The organism is Streptomyces sp. NPDC014894 (assembly GCF_043080985.1).
Lineage (GTDB): Bacteria > Actinomycetota > Actinomycetes > Streptomycetales > Streptomycetaceae > Streptomyces.
On the sequence record NZ_JBIBWD010000009.1, the window covers coordinates 48,160 to 65,859 of the forward strand.

Below are 17,700 nucleotides of genomic sequence, written 5' to 3' on the forward strand. Positions count from 1 at the left end.
GGGCCGGCGGGAGGTTTCCTCGAACAGTCCGATTGTCCGAGCGCGTCGGTATCCGGCCGATCCGTCCGACGGGTCCCGGTCCGACCGCCCGCATCCGAATCCTTCAGGAGCTCACGATGGCCGACGCGGCCTTCGTCGTCACCACGATCGCGGTCTTCGCGCTGGTGGCTCTCGTCGCCAAGGGGGTGGCAAAGCTGTGACCGCCGAGAACGTCGTCGGCCTGATCGTGGCCGTCGCCCTGCTGGGCTATCTCGTCCTCGCCCTTCTGTACCCGGAGAGGTTCTAGCCCGGATATGAGTCCCGTACTTGCCGGCGTGCTCCAGCTGCTGGCGCTGGTGGCAGCGCTCGCCCTGGCCCACCGTCCGCTGGGCGACTACATGGCCCGTGTCTACTCCTCCGACCGGCATCTGCGGGTGGAGAAGTGGATCTACAAGGCGGTCGGCGCCAATCCGAACACCCAGATGCGCTGGCCCGCCTATCTGCGCGGGGTGCTCGCCTTCTCCGCGATCGGAGTCCTCTTCCTCTATCTGCTCCAGCGGGTGCAGGGCTCGCTGCCCGGCTCGCTCGGGTTCCGGTCCATCGATCCGGATCAGGCGTTCAACACGGCCGCGTCCTTCGTGGCCAACACCAACTGGCAGTCGTACTACGGCGAGCAGGCCATGGGCCACGTGGTGCAGACCGGCGGTCTGGCGGTGCAGAACTTCGTCTCCGCCGCCGTCGGCATCGCGGTCGCCGTCGCCCTGGTACGGGGCTTCGCCCGCTCCCGCACCGGTGAGCTGGGCAACTTCTGGGCCGACCTGGTCCGGGGCACCGTCCGGGTGCTGCTGCCGATCTCGGCGATCGCCGCCGTGCTGCTGGTGGCCTGCGGGGCGATCCAGAACTTCTCCGGCGTCCACGAGGTCGGCCAGTTCACCGGCGGCGCGCAGCAGTGGAACGGCGGCGCGGTCGCCTCCCAGGAGGCCATCAAGGAGCTGGGCACCAACGGCGGCGGCTACTTCAACGCCAACTCGGCCCACCCCTTCGAGAATCCGAACGGGCTCTCCAATCTGCTGGAGATCTTCCTCATCCTGGTGATCCCCTTCTCGCTGACCAGGACGTTCGGCCGGATGGTCGGCTCCGTCCGCCAGGGGTACGCCATCCTGGCGACGATGGTGACCATCTGGATCGGGTTCACCGCGCTGATGATGTGGACCGAGTTCGCCCACCCGGGTCCCGCCTTCCAGGAGGCCGGCGGCGCGATGGAGGGCAAGGAGACCCGCTTCGGGATCGGCGGCTCGGCGATCTTCGCGGTGGCCACCACGCTCACCTCGACCGGCGCGGTCAACAGCTTCCACTCCTCCTACACCGGCTTCGGCGGCGGCATCACCATGCTGGGCATGCAGCTGGGCGAGATCGCGCCCGGCGGGGTGGGCTCGGGGCTGTACGGAATGCTCGTCATGGCGGTCATCGCGGTGTTCATCGCGGGCCTGATGGTCGGCCGCACCCCCGAGTACCTCGGCAAGAAGATCGGCACGCGGGAGATCAAGTTCGCGGCCTGCTACATCCTCGTCACCCCGGCGCTGGTGCTCTGCTTCACCGCCGCGGCGATGGCCCTGCCCACCCCGGCCGACTCGATGACCAACTCCGGGGCCCACGGCTTCTCCGAGATCCTCTACGCCTACACCTCGGGGGCCAACAACAACGGCTCGGCCTTCGCCGGGCTCAACGCCGACACCCAGTGGTTCAACACCACCATCGGCCTGGCGATGCTGCTGGGCCGCTTCCTCCCGATGGTCTTCGTGCTCGCGCTGGCCGGCTCGCTCGCCGAACAGCAGCCCGTGCCCGCCACCTCCGGCACCCTGCGGACCGAGAAGCCCCTGTTCAGCGGCCTCCTCGTCGGCACGATCCTCATCATCACCGGTCTGACCTACTTCCCGGCGCTCGCGCTGGGACCGCTCGCCGAAGGGCTCGCGTCATGAGCACGATCACTCCCACCCGGGCCCCGAACCCGGACGCGCCCACCGGGCGGCGGCCCGAGCCGGGACGGGTCGGCGGCGGGCTCTTCGACCCCGCACAGCTCCTCAAGTCCCTCCCCGACGCGCTGCGCAAGCTCGACCCCAGGGTGATGGTCAAGTCCCCGGTGATGTTCGTCGTCCTCATCGGCTCCGTCGTCACCACCGCGCTCGCCGTCGCCGATCCGACCGACGCCTTCGGCTGGGCGATCACCGCCTGGCTCTGGCTGACCACGGTCTTCGCCAATCTCGCCGAGGCCGTCGCCGAGGGCCGCGGCAAGGCGCAGGCGGACACCCTGCGCAAGGCCAAGACCGACACCGTCGCCCGGCGGCTGAACGGACCGGCCGAGGAGCAGGTGCCCGGCACCGAGCTGCGCATCGGCGATCTGGTGGTCTGCGAGGCGGGCGACGTCATCCCCGGCGACGGCGATGTCGTCGAGGGCGTGGCCTCCGTGGACGAGTCCGCCATCACCGGCGAGTCCGCCCCCGTCATCCGCGAGTCCGGCGGCGACCGCAGCGCGGTCACCGGCGGCACCAAGGTGCTCTCCGACCGGATCGTCGTCAAGATAACCACCAAGCCGGGCGAGACCTTCATCGACCGGATGATCAATCTGGTCGAGGGCGCCGCCCGGCAGCGGACGCCCAACGAGATAGCGCTCAACATCCTGCTCGCCTCGCTGACGATCGTCTTCCTGCTGGCCGTCGTCACCCTCAAGCCGTTCGCCGTGTACGCCGGCGCGGACGAGCAGACCTCCCTGATCGTGCTCACCGCGCTCCTGGTCTGCCTCATCCCCACCACCATCGGCGCGCTGCTCTCCGCCATCGGCATCGCGGGCATGGACCGGCTCGTCCAGCGCAATGTCCTCGCCATGTCCGGGCGGGCCGTCGAGGCCGCGGGCGACGTCTCCACCCTGCTGCTCGACAAGACCGGCACCATCACCCTCGGCAACCGCCGGGCCGCCGCGTTCGTCCCCGTCCCCGGGGTCACCGTCGCGGAGCTGGCCGAAGCCGCCCAGCTCTCCTCGCTCGCCGACGAGACGCCCGAGGGGCGCTCCGTCGTCGACCTCGCCGAGGCCGAGCACGGACTGCCGGCCCGCCACCGGGGCGAGCTGACCGGCGCCGAGTGGATCGCCTTCACCGCCCAGACCCGGATGTCCGGCGTCGACACCGACGGCCGCAAGGTCCGCAAGGGCGCGACCGCGTCCGTCGTCAACTGGGTACGGGAGCGGGGCGGCCCGGTCTCCGACGACGCCGACCGGATCACCGACCGGATCGCCGAAGCGGGCGGCACCCCGCTGCTGGTGGCCCTGGAGGACGAGGGCGGGGCCCGGGTCCTGGGCGTCGTCCACCTCAAGGACGTCGTCAAGGAGGGCATGCGGGAGCGGTTCGCGGAACTGCGCCGGATGGGCATCCGCACGGTCATGATCACCGGCGACAATCCGCTGACCGCGCGGGCCATCGCGGCGGAGGCCGGCGTCGACGACTTCCTCGCCGAGGCCACCCCCGAGGACAAGATGGCCCTCATCAAACGGGAACAGGCCGGCGGCAAGCTCGTCGCGATGACCGGCGACGGCACCAACGACGCGCCCGCGCTGGCCCAGGCGGACGTCGGCGTGGCCATGAACACCGGCACCTCGGCCGCCAAAGAGGCCGGCAACATGGTCGACCTCGACTCCGACCCCACCAAGCTCATCGAGATCGTGGAGATCGGCAAACAGCTCCTCATCACCCGGGGCGCGCTGACCACCTTCTCCATCGCCAACGACGTCGCCAAGTACTTCGCGATCATCCCCGCGATGTTCGCCGCCGCCCACCCGGGCCTCGACAAGCTCAACATCATGCAGCTGTCGTCGCCCGGCTCCGCGATCCTCTCCGCGGTGGTCTTCAACGCGCTCATCATCATCGCCCTGGTGCCGCTCGCCCTCAGAGGCGTCCGCTACCGGCCGATGAGCGCGGACAGCATGCTCCGCCGCAACATCGCCGTCTACGGACTGGGCGGACTCATCGCCCCCTTCATCGGCATCAAACTCCTCGACCTGCTCATCTCCCACATCCCTGGCATCGGGTGACCCCCATGAACACCTCCGTACGCAACTCCGGACGGCTCCTCGCGGCCGCGCTGCGCGCCCTCCTCGTCCTGACCGTCGTCTGCGGCGTCCTCTACCCCCTCGCCGTGACCGGCGTCGCCCAGGTCCTCTTCCCCGGCAAGGCCAACGGCTCCGAGGTGACGTCGGACGGCGAGGTCGTCGGCTCCGACCTCATCGGCCAGACCTACCGGCTCCCGCCGGAGAAGGGCGACGAGGCGGCCGCCGACGAGACGCCGAAGGCCGATCTCCGCTGGTTCCAGCCGCGCCCCTCCAACGGTCTGGGCGTCAACAGCGTCAACACCCAGTACTCCCTGATCCTCTCCGGCGCGACCAACCGCTCCGGCGACAACGCCGAACTCATCGGATGGGTCAAGGAGGCCAAGGCGGCCGCGGTCGCGGACAACTCCACCGCCGACCACCGGGTCGAGCCCTCCGACGTGCCGGCCGACGCCGTCACCTCCTCCGGCTCCGGCCTCGACCCGCACATCTCGCCCGCGTACGCCGAACTCCAGATCCACCGCGTCGCCGAGAAGAACGCCCTCGACGTCCGGCGCGTCGAGAAGCTCGTCGCGGACCACACCGACGGCCGGATCCTCGGCTTCATCGGCGAACCCCGCGTCAACGTCCTCCGCCTCAACATCGCGCTGAAGGAGCTGATCCAGAAGTAGCCCGGCCCCCGCCCGGGGACATGAGCGGCCGCACGGGGCACGCCCGGTGCGGCCGCCGCCGCGCCCGGCTAGCGCTCCCCGAGCCCGTCCACCAGCTCCGCGAGCGCGTGCGCCAGCGTCGTCAGACCCGGGCCGGCCGGGCCGCCCGGCTCGCGCATGTAGAGATCGCGGCGGATCTCGATCATCAGCGCGCCGACCCGGGCGTCCGTGCCGTAGAAGCCGAGGGGCACATAGGCGCCGGCGAAGGGGCTGTCGGTCCCCGTGCCGCCGAACCCCGCGAAGGCCTTCTCGGCGCGCGCGGTCAGCCCCGGCGGGGTGTGGAAGGCGTCGGTGCCCAGACAGACCGGCGGGCGGGGGCCCTCGCCGTGGAGTTCGTACGGCAGCCGGGCGCTCGGGTACGAGTGCACGTCGACCACGATCGCGCGCCCCGTCGCCGCCAGCCGGCCGGCCACCGCCGCCGTCATGGCCCGCGCGTACGGAGCGAAGTACCGCTCGATCAGCGGCCCCGGGTCCACGGCCGCGGGTCGCAGCTCCTCGCCGTGGGACGTGCGCGTGTAGACCGCGCCCATACCGGCCGCGAGCATCTCCTCGCGCTCGTCGGGAAAGCGCTCGGGGTCGATCACCAGCCGGGAGAGCCGGTTGACGAACCGCCACGGAGTCACGGCGCAGCGGTCCGCCGCGACGGCGGCCAGCTCCGCCGTGTGCGCGTCGGTGAGATGGTCCAGCTCCCGCTCCAGCGCCGCGTCGTCGAGCACGATGCCGCCCCGCACCGGGGCGGGGATCGTCCGCGAGGAGTGCGGCACATGCAGGATCACCGGCGATTCGGCCGCGCCGGGGAGGAGCTGGAAGGAGTCGGTGGTGTCGGACATGGCGTGTCTCCGGGCTCGCGGTCGTCAACAGGGGCGCGGGCGGGGCGTACGCCCCGGCGTTCCGCGCGCGGCGGCGGAACGAACCCGCCGCCCCGACAACTCCGCCGCGCCCGTCACGGTTCCACGGGCCCGCGACCGGGGCCGTACGCGAACGCCCCCGCGGGCTCCTCGGCGGGAGCGCGCGGGGGCGGGCGGGGGCGCGTACGGCGGGCCCTCGGGTCAGATCACGAGGGGCCCTGGGACGGGCCGGTCCCGCCGGCCGAGGGAGTGACCGCGGCCGGTGACGGCCCGTCGGGCGCGGTCGCGGGCGTCTCGCCGGCCTCGGCGGCGAGCGGCGGCGGCGCGACCGGCGGCGCCTCGTCGGCGCACTCCGGCAGCGGCCCCCGGTCCTTCCGGTTCTCGATCACACGGGACACCAGCGGCTCGGTCCAGCGCGCCGCCAGCGGACCCGCGATCACCAGGATCAGCACATACGCCGTGGCGATCGGGCCGATCCTCGGCTCCGTGGCGACGGCCAGCCCGGCGATCACGATCGAGAACTCGCCGCGCGCCACCAGCGCGCCGCCCGCCCGCAGCCTGCCGCGCGGACCGATCCCCGCCCGCCGGGCCGCGTACCAGCCGGTGAGGACCTTGGTGACCGTGGTGACCACCGCGAGCAGCAGCGCGGGCAGCAGCACCGGCGGGATGTCCGTGGGGTCGGTCGACAGCCCGAAGAAGACGAAGAACACCGCGGCGAACAGGTCCCGCAGCGGGGTGAGCAGCTTGCGCGCGCCCTCGGCGACCTCGCCCGACAGGGCGATGCCGACGAGGAACGCGCCCACGGCGGCGGAGACCTGCAGCTCCTGGGCGATGCCCGCCACCAGCAGCGTCAGACCGAGGACGACCAGCAGCAGCATCTCCGGGTTGTCGGAGGAGACCGCACGGCTGATCAGCCGGCCGTGCCGCAGCGCCAGATAGAGGACGACGCCGACCGCGCCGAGCGCGATCAGGAGGGTGACGCTGCCGCCCGCCAGGCCCACGCCCGCGAGCAGCGCGGTGAGCAGCGGCAGATAGACCGCCATCGCCAGATCCTCCATCACGAGGATGCCGAGGATCACCGGGGTCTCCCGGTTGCCCAGCCGCCCCAGATCGGTGAGGACCTTGGCGATCACCCCGGAGGAGGAGATCCAGGTGACGCCCGCCAGCGCGACCGCCGCCACCGGGCCCCAGCCCAGCAGCAGGGCCGCCGCCGCGCCCGGCAGCGCGTTGAGCACGAAGTCGACCGCGCCCGAGGGGTACTGCGTCTTGAGGCTGCCGACCAGCTCGGAGGCGCTGTACTCCAGCCCCAGCAGGAGCAGCAGCAGAATGACGCCGATCTCCGCGCCGACGGCGACGAAGTCCTCACTGGCGCTCATCGGGAGCAGCCCGCCGGTCCCGAACGCGAGGCCCGCCAGCAGATAGAGGGGGATGGGGGAGAGGCCGATGCGCCCGGCGAAGCGGCCTATCAGACCCAGGCCGAGGATGATCGCGCCGAGTTCGATCAGCAGGGTGGTGGTCTCGTGCACGGTCAGCCTCCGGCGATGATCTCGGAGAGCGCGTCCACGCCCTCACGGGTGCCGACCGCGACCAGGGTGTCCCCGATGGCGAACCGGAAGTCGGGCCCCGGTGAGGGGTGTGCGCTCGTGCGCCGGAGCACGGCGACGATCGACGCGCCGGTGCGGCTGCGCGCCTGGGTGTCGGCGAGCAGCCGGCCCGCGTACGGGGAGCGGGAGCCGACCGGGATGTGCTCGGTGACGAGGTCGATCCCGTCGGTGCGTACGGCGTCGATGGGCGCCGGGTCGATCAGATGCGCCAGCGCGGTGGCCTCCGCGGAGGAGAGCGGGACCGACAGCTGACAGGCGTCGGGGTCGTCGGAGGCGTAGAAACCGAGGAAGCGTCTGCCGTCGTGGTGGACCACGACCGAGATGTGCCGTCCCTCCTCGGTGGTGAAGTCGTATTGGGTACCGACTCCCGGCAGTGAGGTGCGACGGGTGCCCATGCTCGCCTCCCAAGGCGTGGGTCGTCCTCTCACCGCGGGCGGGTGAGCGGGGTGTTGGTTGAGGTGTACCAGACATTCTACGGATGGGAATCAGGCCAGTTCACCGGCGGGTGGGCGGCGTCCGGGCCCGGACGGCCGGGACCGGGAGGGCCTTCGGGGCAACGCCCGTACGGCGAACCGGGCTTCGTGGATCACCGCGGAAATCCGGCGCGCGCCCGCTCCAGCGCCTCCGACACCCGCTCCCAGGTCTCGGTGTCCCGCGCCACGGCGGGCAGTTCCGTCCCGTCGCCCGTGCCCCAGGCGGCCGCCAGCCGCACAGGGTCCTCGCCCGTCGCCGCGCCCGCTGCCAGCGCCGCCGCGCCGACGGCGACGAGTTCGGGCTCGCGGGGGACGAGCACCGGGCGGCCGGAGAGCCGGCGCACGGTCTCCACCCACTGGCGGCCCCGGGCGCCGCCGCCCACCAGACGCAGCGTCCCGGCGGCTGTCGCCGGCTCCGTCGGGTCCAGTCCGCAGGCGCGGAGCACCTCGTCCAGGGCGCGCAGCACGGCGACGGTCGCGCCCTCGTAGGCGGCGCCGAGGATCTGTTCACGGCTCGTGGTGTGCCGCAGACCGGTCAGCAGCCCGGAGGCGGCGGGCAGATCGGGGGTGCGCTCCCCGTCGAGGAACGGCAGCAGCACCGTCTCGCCGCCCGGCTCGGCCCGCTCCCGGTCCAGCCCGAGGAGGGCCGCGACCTTGTCCACGGCCCGGGTGCAGTTGAGGGTGCAGCCGAGGGGGAGATAGACGCCGTCGGTCGCGGCGAATCCGGAGAGCGCGGGGGAGACGGGCCGGGAGCGGGTGGCGGCGAACACCGTCCCGGAGGTGCCGAGGCTCAGTACGGGACGGTCCAGGAGCCCCGCGCCGCCGAGCCCGAGACCGACCGCGGCGGCCATGTTGTCGCCGGTGCCCGCCGCGACCGCGATGCCGCTCGGCAGACCGAGTTCGGCGGCGGCCGGGGCGAGGAGTCCGCCCGCCCGGGCGGCCCCGCCGGGAGCCACCTCGGGCAGCAGGGCCCGGTCCAGCCCGAGAAGATCCAGGACCTCGGGGTCGTACGCGCCGGTCGCGGTCGCGTACCAGCCGGTGCCCGAGGCGTCGCCCGGATCGGTGACGGGGACGCCCGAGAGCCGCTCGGTGAGGAAGTCGTGGGGCAGCCGCACGGCGGCCGTCGCCGCCGCGGTCCGCGGCTCGTGCTCGCGCAGCCACTGCCACTTGGCGGCGGTGACCGCCGCGACCGGCGCCGATCCGGTCAGCTCGGCCCAGGCGCGCGGACCGCCGAGCGCCTCGCCGAGAGCGGCGGCCTGCGGCGCGGAACGGGTGTCGTTCCACAGCAGCGCGGGCCGCAGCGGACGCCCGGAGCCGTCCAGCGTCACCAGACCGTGCTGCTGCCCGGCGACCGCGATCCCGGCCACCGAGGCGGCCGGCACGCCGGACCGGCCGAGCCCCTCGGCGACCGCCTCCCGCAGCGCCCGCCACCACTCCTCGGGATCGCTCTCGCGGGCGCCCGCCTCCCCGCTCACCCGGTGCGCGGCGCGCCCGGTGGCGAGCGTCCGGCCGGTCGCCGTGTCGACGAGCACCGCCTTGGCCGACTGGGTCGAGCTGTCCACGCCGATGACGACCGTCGGTGCCGGCACTGTCGTCCCTCCCCGTCCCTGTCCCGCCGCTGAGATTGGACTTGACCCGAACAAATTACGCCAAGCCGTCCCGGCCCAAAAGACGGCGAGGGTCTTCTGCCCGGCGACAGGTTGTGCTTCATTCATCAAGGAGAGAAACAAACAGCGTGACGGGCACCGGACGAACAGCGGCGCGAAGGCGGTCACAGCGATGACGGACGGCATCACCCGGCCGGCGGAACACCCCGCCGCTCCGGCCGGATCCCTCGGCCCCAGCCCCGACGACCGCTTCAGCTTCGGCCTGTGGACGGTCGGCTGGCAGGGCCGGGACCCGTTCGGGGACGCGACCCGGCCGCCGCTGGACCCGGTCGAGACCGTCGAACGCCTCGCCGCCCTCGGCGCGTACGGCGTCACCCTCCACGACGACGACCTCCTTCCCCCCGGCACGCCCGAGACCGGCCGCCCGGCCCGGATCGAGCGCTTCCGCGCGGCGCTGGACCGCACCGGCCTCGTCGTCCCCATGGCGACCGTCAATCTCTTCACCCACCCGGTCTTCAAGGACGGCGCGTTCACCGCCAACGACCTCGGCGTACGCCGGTACGCCCTGCGCAAGACCCTGCGCGCGCTCGACCTCGCCGCCTCGCTCGGAGCCAGGACCTTCGTCGTCTGGGGCGGCCGGGAGGGCGCGGAGAGCGGCGCGGCCAAGGACGTCCGCCTCGCCCTCGACCGGCTCAAGGAAGCCTTCGACCTGCTGGGGGAGTACGTCGCCGAACAGGGCCTCGGCCTCCGCTTCGCCATCGAGCCCAAACCCAACGAGCCGCGCGGGGATCTGCTGCTCCCCACCGTCGGCCACGCGCTGGCCTTCATCGAACGCCTGGAGCGGCCCGCGCTGTACGGAGTCAATCCGGAGGTCGGCCATGAACAGATGGCCGGACTCAACGTCCCGCACGCCGTCGCCCAGGCGCTCTGGTCCGGCAAGCTCTTCCACATCGACCTCAACGGCCAGAACGGCGTCAAGTACGACCAGGACCTGCGGTTCGGCTCCGGCGATCTGCGCTCCGCGTTCTGGCTGGTGGACCTGTTGGAGACGGGCGGCTACGACGGCCCCCGCCACTTCGACTTCAAACCGCCCAGGACCGAGGACGCCGACGGCGTGTGGGCGTCGGCCGCCGGGTGCATGCGCAACTACCTCATCCTGCGCGAGCGCTCCCTCGCCTTCCGCGACGACCCCCGGGTGAGGGAGGCCCTGCGCGCCGCCCGGCTGGACGAACTGGCCCTCGCGACCGCCCCCGGCGGACTGTCCGAACTGCTCGCCGACCGCACCGCGTTCGAGGAGTTCGACGCCCGGGCGGCCGGGGAGCGGGGCATGGCCTTCGAGGCGCTCGACCAACTGGCGCTGGATCATCTGCTCGGTCTGCGCTGACCGGCCGGCCTCAGCCCGCCGGGGCGCGCTCCCCGTACGCCAGAGGATCCGTCAGCACGTCCCGCACCACCAGCGCGGCCGCGCCCCGGGCGGCGTCCGCGGCGGGGGAGGAGGCGCGCAGCCGGCCGCCGGAGCGCGGCCAGAGGCCCGAGACCACCCGCGCGGACAGCTCGGAGGCGGCGCGCGGGATCAGCCAGGGGGAGAGCGGCCGGTAGATCCCGCCGAGGACGACCGCCGCCGGATCGAAGAGATTGACCGCGCCGGACAGCACCCGGCCCAGCATCAGGCCCGCCCGCTCCAGCGCCGCCAGCGCCTGCGCGTCGCCCGCGCGGGCCCGCCGCTCCAGCTCCGCGACGGCCGCGCCCCTGCCCTCGTCGAGACCCGCCGCCCGCAGCATCGCCGACTGGCCCGCGTACTGCTCCAGACAGCCCCGCGCCCCGCAGCGGCACTCGGGCCCGTCGGCCGCCGCGACCACATGGCCGATCTCCCCCGCGAAGCCGTGCGCCCCGCTCAGCAGCCGCCCGTCGAGGATCAGGGCGCCGCCGACCCCGATCTCACCGGAGAGATAGAGGAAGGTGCGCACGGAGCCCAGCGAGCCGAACCACAGCTCCGCGAGCGCCGCGAGATTCGCCTCGTTCTCCGAGCGGACCGGCAGCGCGGGCAGCCGGGGCCGCAGCGCGGAGAGCGCGGCGGCGAAGGGGGCCTCGGCCGGGATCCGGGCCCAGCCCAGATTGGGCGCCTGGCGGACCGTGCCGGAGGAGACCAGACCGGGCAGCGCCAGCGCCGCGCCGACCGGGCGCAGCTCCTGCTCGCCCGCCGAGGTCAGCGCCCGCGCGGCGATCTGCGCCGCGCGGCGGAGCACCTGCGCGGGCGACGCGCCCCGGTTGTCGAGGTGCTCCACCAGCCGCACCCGGTCCGTACCGGCGAGATCCACCACGCAGACGCACACATAGTCGACGTTGATCTCGACGCCGAGGCCCGCGACACCGGTGCGCGCCACCTTCAGCACCGTGCCGGGGCGGCCGGCCTGCCCGCTGAACGTCTTGCCCGACTCCGAGAGGAATCCGCTCTCCAGCAGCTGCTCCACCAGCGAGGAGATCGCGGCCCGGGTCAGCCCCACCCGCGCGGACACCCCGGCCCTGGTGGTCTCCCCGGAGTCCTTCACCGCCCGCAGCACCAGGCTGAGATTGTGGCGGCGCACGGTGTCCCGGCCCGCCTTGGGCTCCAGGGGGTCCCGGCTCACCGCGCCGTTCAGCCGCACCCGGGCCGTCTTCTCCACCGATCAGCCCTGGGGCCCGCGGTATCCCAGGGACGCCTCGATCCGTCCGGCGAGCCCCTCCCGCCGCCGCGGTCCGCGTCCGGTGGAACCCGCCAGCCAGGAGCGGCACTTGCTGCCGAGCAGCAGCCCGAAGCTCTCCGCCTCGTTCTCCTCGCTCTGGTCGAACCGGGTGCGCGCCGCGACCTTCAGGACCGTGGCCTGGAGATCGGCCTCGTCGCAGAGCAGCCGGGCGGCGACGGCCGCGCCCTCGACATGGTGGGTGCAGTGCCCGGCGTTCATGTGCCACAGCTCATGGCCGAGGATGACCAGCTGGTGGTCGGGGGCGGTGCGCTCCTCGATGACGATCAGGTCCTGGTCCTTCATGTCCAGCCAGAGCCCGCTGGCGGTGCCGGGCGGGAAGGCGGCCGTCCGATAGCGCACCGGCCGGCCCCTGCGGCTGCTCATCTGGCCGCACAGGGCCGCGTAGAGATCGGCGGGCTCCGCCGGGGCCGGCAGACCGAGTCCGGCTACCAGCTCGCCGCAGAGCCGACGCATCTCCTTGCCAATGCTCACCGTTCTCCTCTCCCCCGCAGCGGCCGCCCGCACACGTGCGGCCTCAACCCTGCCCTGACATCAGTCCGAATCTGAAGTCATCTTTCCGTCGGCTTTGGCGCATCGGACGACTCCACCGGCTTGACGCTCTCCAGCAGCAGATCGAGCCATTCGGTGACTTTGTCCCGGTGCTTGTCGGTGGGCAGCTGGGCGGCCCGCCAGGCGATGCCGCGCACGCCGTGGTCCTGGAGCAGCCGCTCCAGCGGGTCGCCGTCGCCGGCGCAGTTCTGCAGCAGCCGCTGTTCGGTGCGCTGGAGCGCGCTGTTGAGCGCGTCCGCGTCCTCCGCGGTCAGGAAGCCGGCGTGCACCTTGAAGAACCGCTGGATCGCGTCGCAGTGCTCCATGGTGGGACGGCGGTCGCCGTTGATGAGCGCGCCCGCCTGCTGCCGGGACATCCCGGCGCCGTCGGCGATCTCCTGCTGGGTGTAGCGGCGGCCGTTGGGTTTGAGACGGGTCCGCCGCAGCAGGTCGAAGCGCTGGAGGAAGCGCGCCTGGAGGTCGGGTTCGCCCGCCTGACGGCCCTCCAGCAGGGGGCCGACCACATCGGCGGGGACCCCCGACGCGTCGGACAGCTCGTGCACGTCGAAGACCTCGCCGGGGCTCAGTCCCAGTCTGCCTGCGAGTTCGGTGACACGGGCAACCGACGCCGCGAGAGGGCCTGCGGCTGCCGGACCCGGAACCGAGAAGCCGTCTGTCACCAGTGGGTCTCCTAGATCACGCGAGATGGCTCCGCACACGGTTGGCTGCCCGGAGATTAACCGTTTCCCGGACGTACAGCCAGGTCTTGCCACAGCTGTGGCGCGTTCTGTGCGTTCTGCGCCACCGAATGCCACGATAGTTGACATGGCCGCTCTCGCGGTAGCAGGATCGCCGGGCGGGGTGAAGATCCAAAGGGCGCTGCCGCGGCAGGACTTCGAGAAGGGTGGCGTTCTCGATGACACATGAGGTCGGTTCCGACCGCTCGGGTGTCCACGGGCGCCGGGGGTGCACCGGCACCGGCCGGGGCACGCTCCGGTCGAGGAGACTGAGCGACATACTGCGTGAGCGCAGGCAAGAGCTGGGGCTGAGCGTGGCGGAGGTCGCCGCCCGGCTCGACATCAGCACCGGCGCCTATGACACCTGGGAGGGCACACCCTCCGAGGACTGGACCGAGGACCGGCTCTACGCCCTGGTCAAAGCCCTGGAGATGACCGATCAACAGGGCGGCTGGCTCTTCCGGCTGGCCGTGGACCGAGAGCCGCCGACGGCCCTGGACGGACGGGCCCCGCGGGCCACCACGCCCATGGGACCGGCCCGGCCCTCGGGCCCCGCCTTCCCGTCCGGGCCGGCGCGCCCGTACGCCCCGGTGACGTCGCCCGTGCGGCCCGCCGAGCGTCGCGCCCCGGTGCGGACCCCGCTTCCGCAGGATCCGGGGGCCCAGGACTATCTGCGCGACTACGCGGCGATGATGGACGCCGTCCCGCTGCCGTCGGTGCTGTTCGACCGCCGCTGGGACGTGGCCCATGTCAATCCGGCCTTCCAGACCCTGTTCCAGGGCATGGGCGACCATCCCACCGCGATGCCCGACCAGAACTTCCTGCGCTTCGTGCTCTTCCACCCGGACGCGGGCGCCGTCCTCGGCGACCGCGAGACCAGCTGGTGCCTGCCGCTGCTGGCGCAGCTGGAGTCGGCCCTGGAGTGCTACGAGGACGACGGTGTGCTTCAGGCCATTCGCGGCGAGATCGCGGACGACCCCATCATGGACGCCGCCTACCGCTGCGGTCTGCCGCACTGGATGCGGGTGGCCGGGGCCGCCGCCGTCCACCACGACGGGGCCGTACGGCCGCTGCACCACCCGGACCCGCGGTACGGGCGCTCCGAGTGCCGGATCGTGGACGAGACCCCGGCGACCCTCCAGGACCGCGGGTACACCCGGATGACGCTGGTGCTGCGCGAGCGCCGGGGCGCTCCCACGCCGACGCCGCCCGTGCGGCGGGCCAAGTCCCATCTGCGGGCCGTCTCCAGCGGCTGAATCTCGCCCTCCGCGACCGCTCCGCCGAGGGGCGGGTCCCCGCCCCGCCCGATCGCCCCCGTCCCGGCCCCGGCCGACGGGGGCGGTTTCGTCCGCCCGCCTTCCGCGCCCCGCCCCCGGACGTGCGCGGCGGTACGGTCCCGCCCCCGGACGTGCGCGGCGGTACGCCGGGGCCCCCAGCCCCGGCGTACCGCCGTCTTCGGTCCACCGGTCCGGCCGCCCCCCATATCCGCGGCCGGACCAGGACCGGTTCCGGGACCAGGCCCCCGGCTTCCCCCGCGCGAGGGCCTGGTCCCTCCCCCTGTTCCCCCGTGTGCTCAAGACCGCCGGGCCGCTGGGACCCGGCGTTTCCCGCTCCGTCAGCGCAGTGCCGCGACGGCCCACTCCGCCCCGAGGGCGAGGGCCACACAGACTCCCAGGACGACTGTCGCCACCCGGGTGCGACCCTGCCGGCTCAGCACCAGCGCGCTGCCCGCGAGGATCAGCGCTATGCCGTAGAAGCCCATGGTCAGGAACGAGTGAGTGCTGTCGATTCTGAGGACGAGCGCCAGCCCCACCGCGACCATGATGAACGCGGAGAGCACGATGCGGACATGACGTGCCTGACGTGGTGTGAGCCCCGGTCGTTCCGGGGCCGAATTCGCTTCCGACATACCCGGAAGGGTATCCGTCCCGTCCCCGCTCAGGCGGTCGGAGACGGGAGCCGCGCCGGGCGCGGCTCTCATGCGGGCCCGCCGACACCGACCGTCCACAGAGGGGCGGTTCCCGTGAGCTGACAGGCCATCAAATAGAGTGGAATGGGCGGTGTGTAGGGGCTGTTGTCGTCGGGCCAGCTGATCAGCCGGGGGTCGTTCGCCGGTACGCGGGCTCCCTTGGCGTAGTGCGACGGCAGCGGCCAGGTCAGCTCCAGGTCGGAGCCGGCGGGCACGATCCACCACCACCAGTCGGCGTCCGCGAAGACACAGCCGTTGCGCGGCAGCCTCCCCAGCAGACGGAATCCGTGACGGGCGGGCACGCCCACCGCGTCGCAGCCCAGTGTGGGCACGATCGAGGGCGGCAGCGCGAGCCGGGTGAGCCCCGTCCCGTCGCCCTCGCGGCCGCCCCGGCTCAGCCGGGGCGCCAGATGTCTCAACACGACCGCTCCGTCCCCAGCGGCAGCCCCGGACGCCGGGCGTCGGCCTGCGGGACCTCCGTCCGCGTGTGCGGCCTGCGGGCCTCCGGCAGTCCGGCGCGCCCCGGGCGGGCCGGGGCCCTCGGGTGCTCGGCCGCCGGGAAGTCCGCCCCGTACGGAACATTCGCGTGCGCCAGCTCGGCCCAGACCGTCCGGCCGGAGCCGGAGCGGCCGGCGTGGGCCCCCCAGGCGCTGGAGACCGACTCCACCAGCAGCAGACCCCGGCCCCGCTCCTCCGCCGCCTTGGTGTGGCACACATGCGGGCCGGTGGGCGCGCAGCCCTGGTCCCGCACGCTGATCCGCAGCCGTTCGACGCCGTTCAGCAGCTCGCAGGAGATCAGATGGCTGCCGCTGTGGACCACCGCGTTGGTCACCAGCTCGGAGACCACCAGCATCGCGGTGTCGTGCACATCGCCCGCTATGCCCCAGCAGCGCAGCCGGTCACGGGCGAGCTTGCGGGCTCTGGAGACGTACTCGACGCGCGCCGGCAGCTCGAAGCCGTACCTGTGGTGGTCGACCCCCGAGCACGGGTCCATGAGTGGGGCGTGGAGCGCGTCACGGTTCACCGGACCACTGTCGCTCTGAAACGGACAGCTTGGCAAGAGCCACTCTGAATTTTTCAGAGTGGGCATATTCATCGTTGCGGGCGCGTGGCAGACTGCTCGCAACAGCGCGTGGGGAGGAATCGAAGTGAGTGAACCGCGGTCCGCCCCCACCGTGGGGCAGGTCGTCCTCGGCAAGCGTCTGCAGGATCTGCGCGAGCGTGCCGGGCTCAAGCGCGAGGAGGCCGCCAAGGTCCTTCGCGTCGCCGCGGGCACCATCCGCCGCATGGAGACCGCCGAGGTCGCGCTGAAGATCCCCTATGTCCAGCTGCTGCTGAACGCGTACGGGATCGGCGACGAGGAGGCCCGGGGCTTCATCGAGCTGGCCGAGGAGGCGAACAAGCCGGGCTGGTGGCAGCGGTTCCACGATGTGCTGCCGGGCTGGTTCAGCATGTACGTCAGCCTGGAGGGCGCGGCCAGCCTCATCCGCTCCTACGAGCCCCACTTCGTGCCCGGTCTGCTCCAGACCGAGGAGTACGCGCGCGCGATCATGCTCAGCGGAGCCGTCGGCCAGACCGACCCCGAGGAGATCGAGCGCCATGTGGCGCTGCGCATGGAGCGCCAGGCGCTGCTCACCCAGCCCGGCTCACCCAGATTGTGGGTGATCATGGACGAGACGGTCTTCCGCAGGCCCGTCGGCGGTCCCGCCGTCATGAGAGGCCAGATCGACCGGCTGCTCGAAGGCGCGGAACTGCCCCATGTCACCCTTCAGGTCGCGGAGTTCGCGTCCGGACACCACCCCGGCACCTATGGGCCGTTCGTGCTGTTCCGGTTCGCCGTCCCCGAGCTCCCGGACATGGTCTACAGCGAGTATCTGACCGGCGCGGTCTATCTCGACGCGCGTCCCGAGGTCGCCTCGCATCTGGAGGTCCTGGACCGCATGGCGGCCCAGGCCGCGACTGCACAACGCACGAAGGAGATCCTCAAGGGTCTCCGCAAGGAGCTGTGAATGGATCACGTATACAACGGCATGCCGGCCACCGAGCTGGGCGATGTGGGCTGGCACAAGCCGTGGAGCGGCGGCAACGGCGGCAACTGCTTCGAGACGATGAAGCTCGCCGACGGACGGGTGGCGGTGCGGCAGTCCGCCGATCCGGACGGCCCCGCGCTGATCTATACACCCGGTGAGATAGCCGCGTTCATTCAGGGAGCCAAGTCCGGGAAGGCGGACTTCCTGCTCACCTGACCGCTCCGACCTGGGGTTTCATGCGTTCTCACGCTCACTTAACGGCCACCGCGCTCCAGACCGGCTTCGCCGGCGGGCGCATCGGGAAACGGCGTGCGGGGTACTCACCCGCACGCCGTCGTCGTTTCCGCGCGGGGTCCCCGGCTCCCACGGCCCGGG

At 72.6% G+C, this 17,700-nt stretch carries 19 protein-coding genes; 9 read left to right on the forward strand and 10 right to left on the reverse strand.

Annotation, left to right across the window (positions count from 1 at the left end):
* Window positions 1–32 precede the first annotated feature (32 nt).
* The 5 genes from ACF089_RS21885 to ACF089_RS21905 are packed head-to-tail and all read left to right on the forward strand — an operon-like array spanning window position 33 to window position 4,746.
* Complete coding sequence (locus tag ACF089_RS21885) at window positions 33–200, forward strand: hypothetical protein (RefSeq protein ID WP_392029002.1); 168 nt, start codon at window positions 33–35, stop codon at window positions 198–200.
* On the forward strand, window positions 197–286 hold the full coding sequence (gene kdpF / locus ACF089_RS21890) for a K(+)-transporting ATPase subunit F (protein ID WP_037823947.1): 90 nt from the start codon (window positions 197–199) through the stop codon (window positions 284–286). Before ACF089_RS21885 ends, kdpF begins: the two co-directional genes overlap by 4 nt.
* Before the next feature lie 7 nt (window positions 287–293).
* Window positions 294–1,958: a potassium-transporting ATPase subunit KdpA gene (gene kdpA, locus ACF089_RS21895; RefSeq protein WP_392029004.1), complete on the forward strand. Its 1,665-nt coding sequence runs from the start codon at window positions 294–296 to the stop codon at window positions 1,956–1,958.
* A complete protein-coding gene (gene kdpB, locus ACF089_RS21900) occupies window positions 1,955–4,060 on the forward strand; it encodes a potassium-transporting ATPase subunit KdpB (RefSeq protein WP_392029006.1) in 2,106 nt (701 codons plus the stop codon). Before kdpA ends, kdpB begins: the two co-directional genes overlap by 4 nt.
* Before the next feature lie 5 nt (window positions 4,061–4,065).
* Window positions 4,066–4,746: a potassium-transporting ATPase subunit C gene (locus ACF089_RS21905; protein WP_392029008.1), complete on the forward strand. Its 681-nt coding sequence runs from the start codon at window positions 4,066–4,068 to the stop codon at window positions 4,744–4,746.
* A gap of 68 nt (window positions 4,747–4,814) precedes the next feature.
* Here ACF089_RS21905 and ACF089_RS21910 read toward each other — a convergent pair whose 3' ends face one another.
* From ACF089_RS21910 to xylB, 4 genes are all read right to left on the reverse strand, one after another.
* Window positions 4,815–5,615 carry an N-formylglutamate amidohydrolase gene (locus tag ACF089_RS21910; RefSeq protein WP_392029010.1) on the reverse strand — a complete coding sequence of 267 codons (801 nt, stop codon included), beginning with the start codon at window positions 5,613–5,615 and terminating at the stop codon, window positions 4,815–4,817.
* Between the two features lie 224 nt (window positions 5,616–5,839).
* Complete coding sequence (locus ACF089_RS21915; RefSeq protein ID WP_392029012.1) at window positions 5,840–7,159, reverse strand: cation:proton antiporter; 1,320 nt, start codon at window positions 7,157–7,159, stop codon at window positions 5,840–5,842.
* 2 nt (window positions 7,160–7,161) lie between these two features.
* Window positions 7,162–7,632 (reverse strand): cation:proton antiporter regulatory subunit, encoded by a 471-nt coding sequence (locus ACF089_RS21920; RefSeq protein WP_392029014.1) that lies wholly within the window; start codon window positions 7,630–7,632, stop codon window positions 7,162–7,164.
* 191 nt (window positions 7,633–7,823) lie between these two features.
* A complete protein-coding gene (gene xylB, locus ACF089_RS21925) occupies window positions 7,824–9,299 on the reverse strand; it encodes a xylulokinase (RefSeq protein ID WP_392029016.1) in 1,476 nt (491 codons plus the stop codon).
* A 190-nt stretch (window positions 9,300–9,489) separates the two neighbouring features.
* Here xylB and xylA point away from each other — a divergent pair, with 190 nt between their 5' ends.
* A complete protein-coding gene (xylA, locus tag ACF089_RS21930) occupies window positions 9,490–10,701 on the forward strand; it encodes a xylose isomerase (protein WP_392029018.1) in 1,212 nt (403 codons plus the stop codon).
* Between the two features lie 10 nt (window positions 10,702–10,711).
* Here the strand turns inward: xylA and ACF089_RS21935 are convergent, their stop codons facing one another.
* The 3 genes from ACF089_RS21935 to ACF089_RS21945 all read right to left on the reverse strand — a co-directional run bounded on the left by ACF089_RS21935 (window position 10,712) and on the right by ACF089_RS21945 (window position 13,269).
* Entirely contained in the window at window positions 10,712–11,980 is a 1,269-nt protein-coding gene (locus ACF089_RS21935) for an ROK family protein (RefSeq protein ID WP_392029020.1), read from the reverse strand.
* A gap of 3 nt (window positions 11,981–11,983) precedes the next feature.
* The gene (locus tag ACF089_RS21940; protein WP_392029714.1) at window positions 11,984–12,514 is read right to left on the reverse strand and encodes a toxin-antitoxin system, toxin component; all 531 of its coding nucleotides are present in this window, start codon (window positions 12,512–12,514) and stop codon (window positions 11,984–11,986) included.
* 95 nt (window positions 12,515–12,609) lie between these two features.
* Window positions 12,610–13,269, reverse strand: a complete 660-nt coding sequence (locus ACF089_RS21945; RefSeq protein WP_392029022.1) for a helix-turn-helix domain-containing protein — start codon at window positions 13,267–13,269, stop codon at window positions 12,610–12,612.
* A 236-nt stretch (window positions 13,270–13,505) separates the two neighbouring features.
* On the opposite strand from ACF089_RS21945, the gene ACF089_RS21950 reads away from it, so the two are divergent.
* A complete protein-coding gene (locus ACF089_RS21950; RefSeq protein ID WP_392029024.1) occupies window positions 13,506–14,582 on the forward strand; it encodes a transcriptional regulator in 1,077 nt (358 codons plus the stop codon).
* 359 nt (window positions 14,583–14,941) lie between these two features.
* Here the strand turns inward: ACF089_RS21950 and ACF089_RS21955 are convergent, their stop codons facing one another.
* The 3 genes from ACF089_RS21955 to ACF089_RS21965 form a co-directional block, all read right to left on the reverse strand.
* Window positions 14,942–15,235, reverse strand: coding sequence for a hypothetical protein (locus tag ACF089_RS21955; RefSeq protein WP_392029026.1), 294 nt, complete (start codon window positions 15,233–15,235; stop codon window positions 14,942–14,944).
* 68 nt (window positions 15,236–15,303) lie between these two features.
* Entirely contained in the window at window positions 15,304–15,717 is a 414-nt protein-coding gene (locus ACF089_RS21960) for a hypothetical protein (protein WP_392029028.1), read from the reverse strand.
* The gene (locus ACF089_RS21965; protein WP_392029030.1) at window positions 15,711–16,319 is read right to left on the reverse strand and encodes an ATP-binding protein; all 609 of its coding nucleotides are present in this window, start codon (window positions 16,317–16,319) and stop codon (window positions 15,711–15,713) included. Before ACF089_RS21965 ends, ACF089_RS21960 begins: the two co-directional genes overlap by 7 nt.
* Before the next feature lie 124 nt (window positions 16,320–16,443).
* Here ACF089_RS21965 and ACF089_RS21970 point away from each other — a divergent pair, with 124 nt between their 5' ends.
* Together ACF089_RS21970 and ACF089_RS21975 are read left to right on the forward strand one after the other, a co-directional pair.
* Window positions 16,444–17,304: a helix-turn-helix domain-containing protein gene (locus ACF089_RS21970; protein WP_392029032.1), complete on the forward strand. Its 861-nt coding sequence runs from the start codon at window positions 16,444–16,446 to the stop codon at window positions 17,302–17,304.
* Window positions 17,305–17,541 carry a DUF397 domain-containing protein gene (locus ACF089_RS21975; protein WP_392029034.1) on the forward strand — a complete coding sequence of 79 codons (237 nt, stop codon included), beginning with the start codon at window positions 17,305–17,307 and terminating at the stop codon, window positions 17,539–17,541.
* Window positions 17,542–17,700 lie beyond the last annotated feature (159 nt).

Coding starts and splice junctions, on each gene's coding strand:
- ACF089_RS21955 (WP_392029026.1), bottom strand. CDS start 15,235: ATGTCGGAAGCGAATTCGGCCCCGGAACGACCGGGGCTCACACCACGT.
- ACF089_RS21905 (WP_392029008.1), top strand. CDS start 4,066: ATGAACACCTCCGTACGCAACTCCGGACGGCTCCTCGCGGCCGCGCTG.
- ACF089_RS21975 (WP_392029034.1), top strand. CDS start 17,305: ATGGATCACGTATACAACGGCATGCCGGCCACCGAGCTGGGCGATGTG.
- ACF089_RS21920 (WP_392029014.1), bottom strand. CDS start 7,632: ATGGGCACCCGTCGCACCTCACTGCCGGGAGTCGGTACCCAATACGAC.
- kdpB (WP_392029006.1), top strand. CDS start 1,955: ATGAGCACGATCACTCCCACCCGGGCCCCGAACCCGGACGCGCCCACC.
- ACF089_RS21950 (WP_392029024.1), top strand. CDS start 13,506: ATGACACATGAGGTCGGTTCCGACCGCTCGGGTGTCCACGGGCGCCGG.
- ACF089_RS21940 (WP_392029714.1), bottom strand. CDS start 12,514: ATGCGTCGGCTCTGCGGCGAGCTGGTAGCCGGACTCGGTCTGCCGGCC.
- kdpA (WP_392029004.1), top strand. CDS start 294: ATGAGTCCCGTACTTGCCGGCGTGCTCCAGCTGCTGGCGCTGGTGGCA.
- xylA (WP_392029018.1), top strand. CDS start 9,490: ATGACGGACGGCATCACCCGGCCGGCGGAACACCCCGCCGCTCCGGCC.
- ACF089_RS21910 (WP_392029010.1), bottom strand. CDS start 5,615: ATGTCCGACACCACCGACTCCTTCCAGCTCCTCCCCGGCGCGGCCGAA.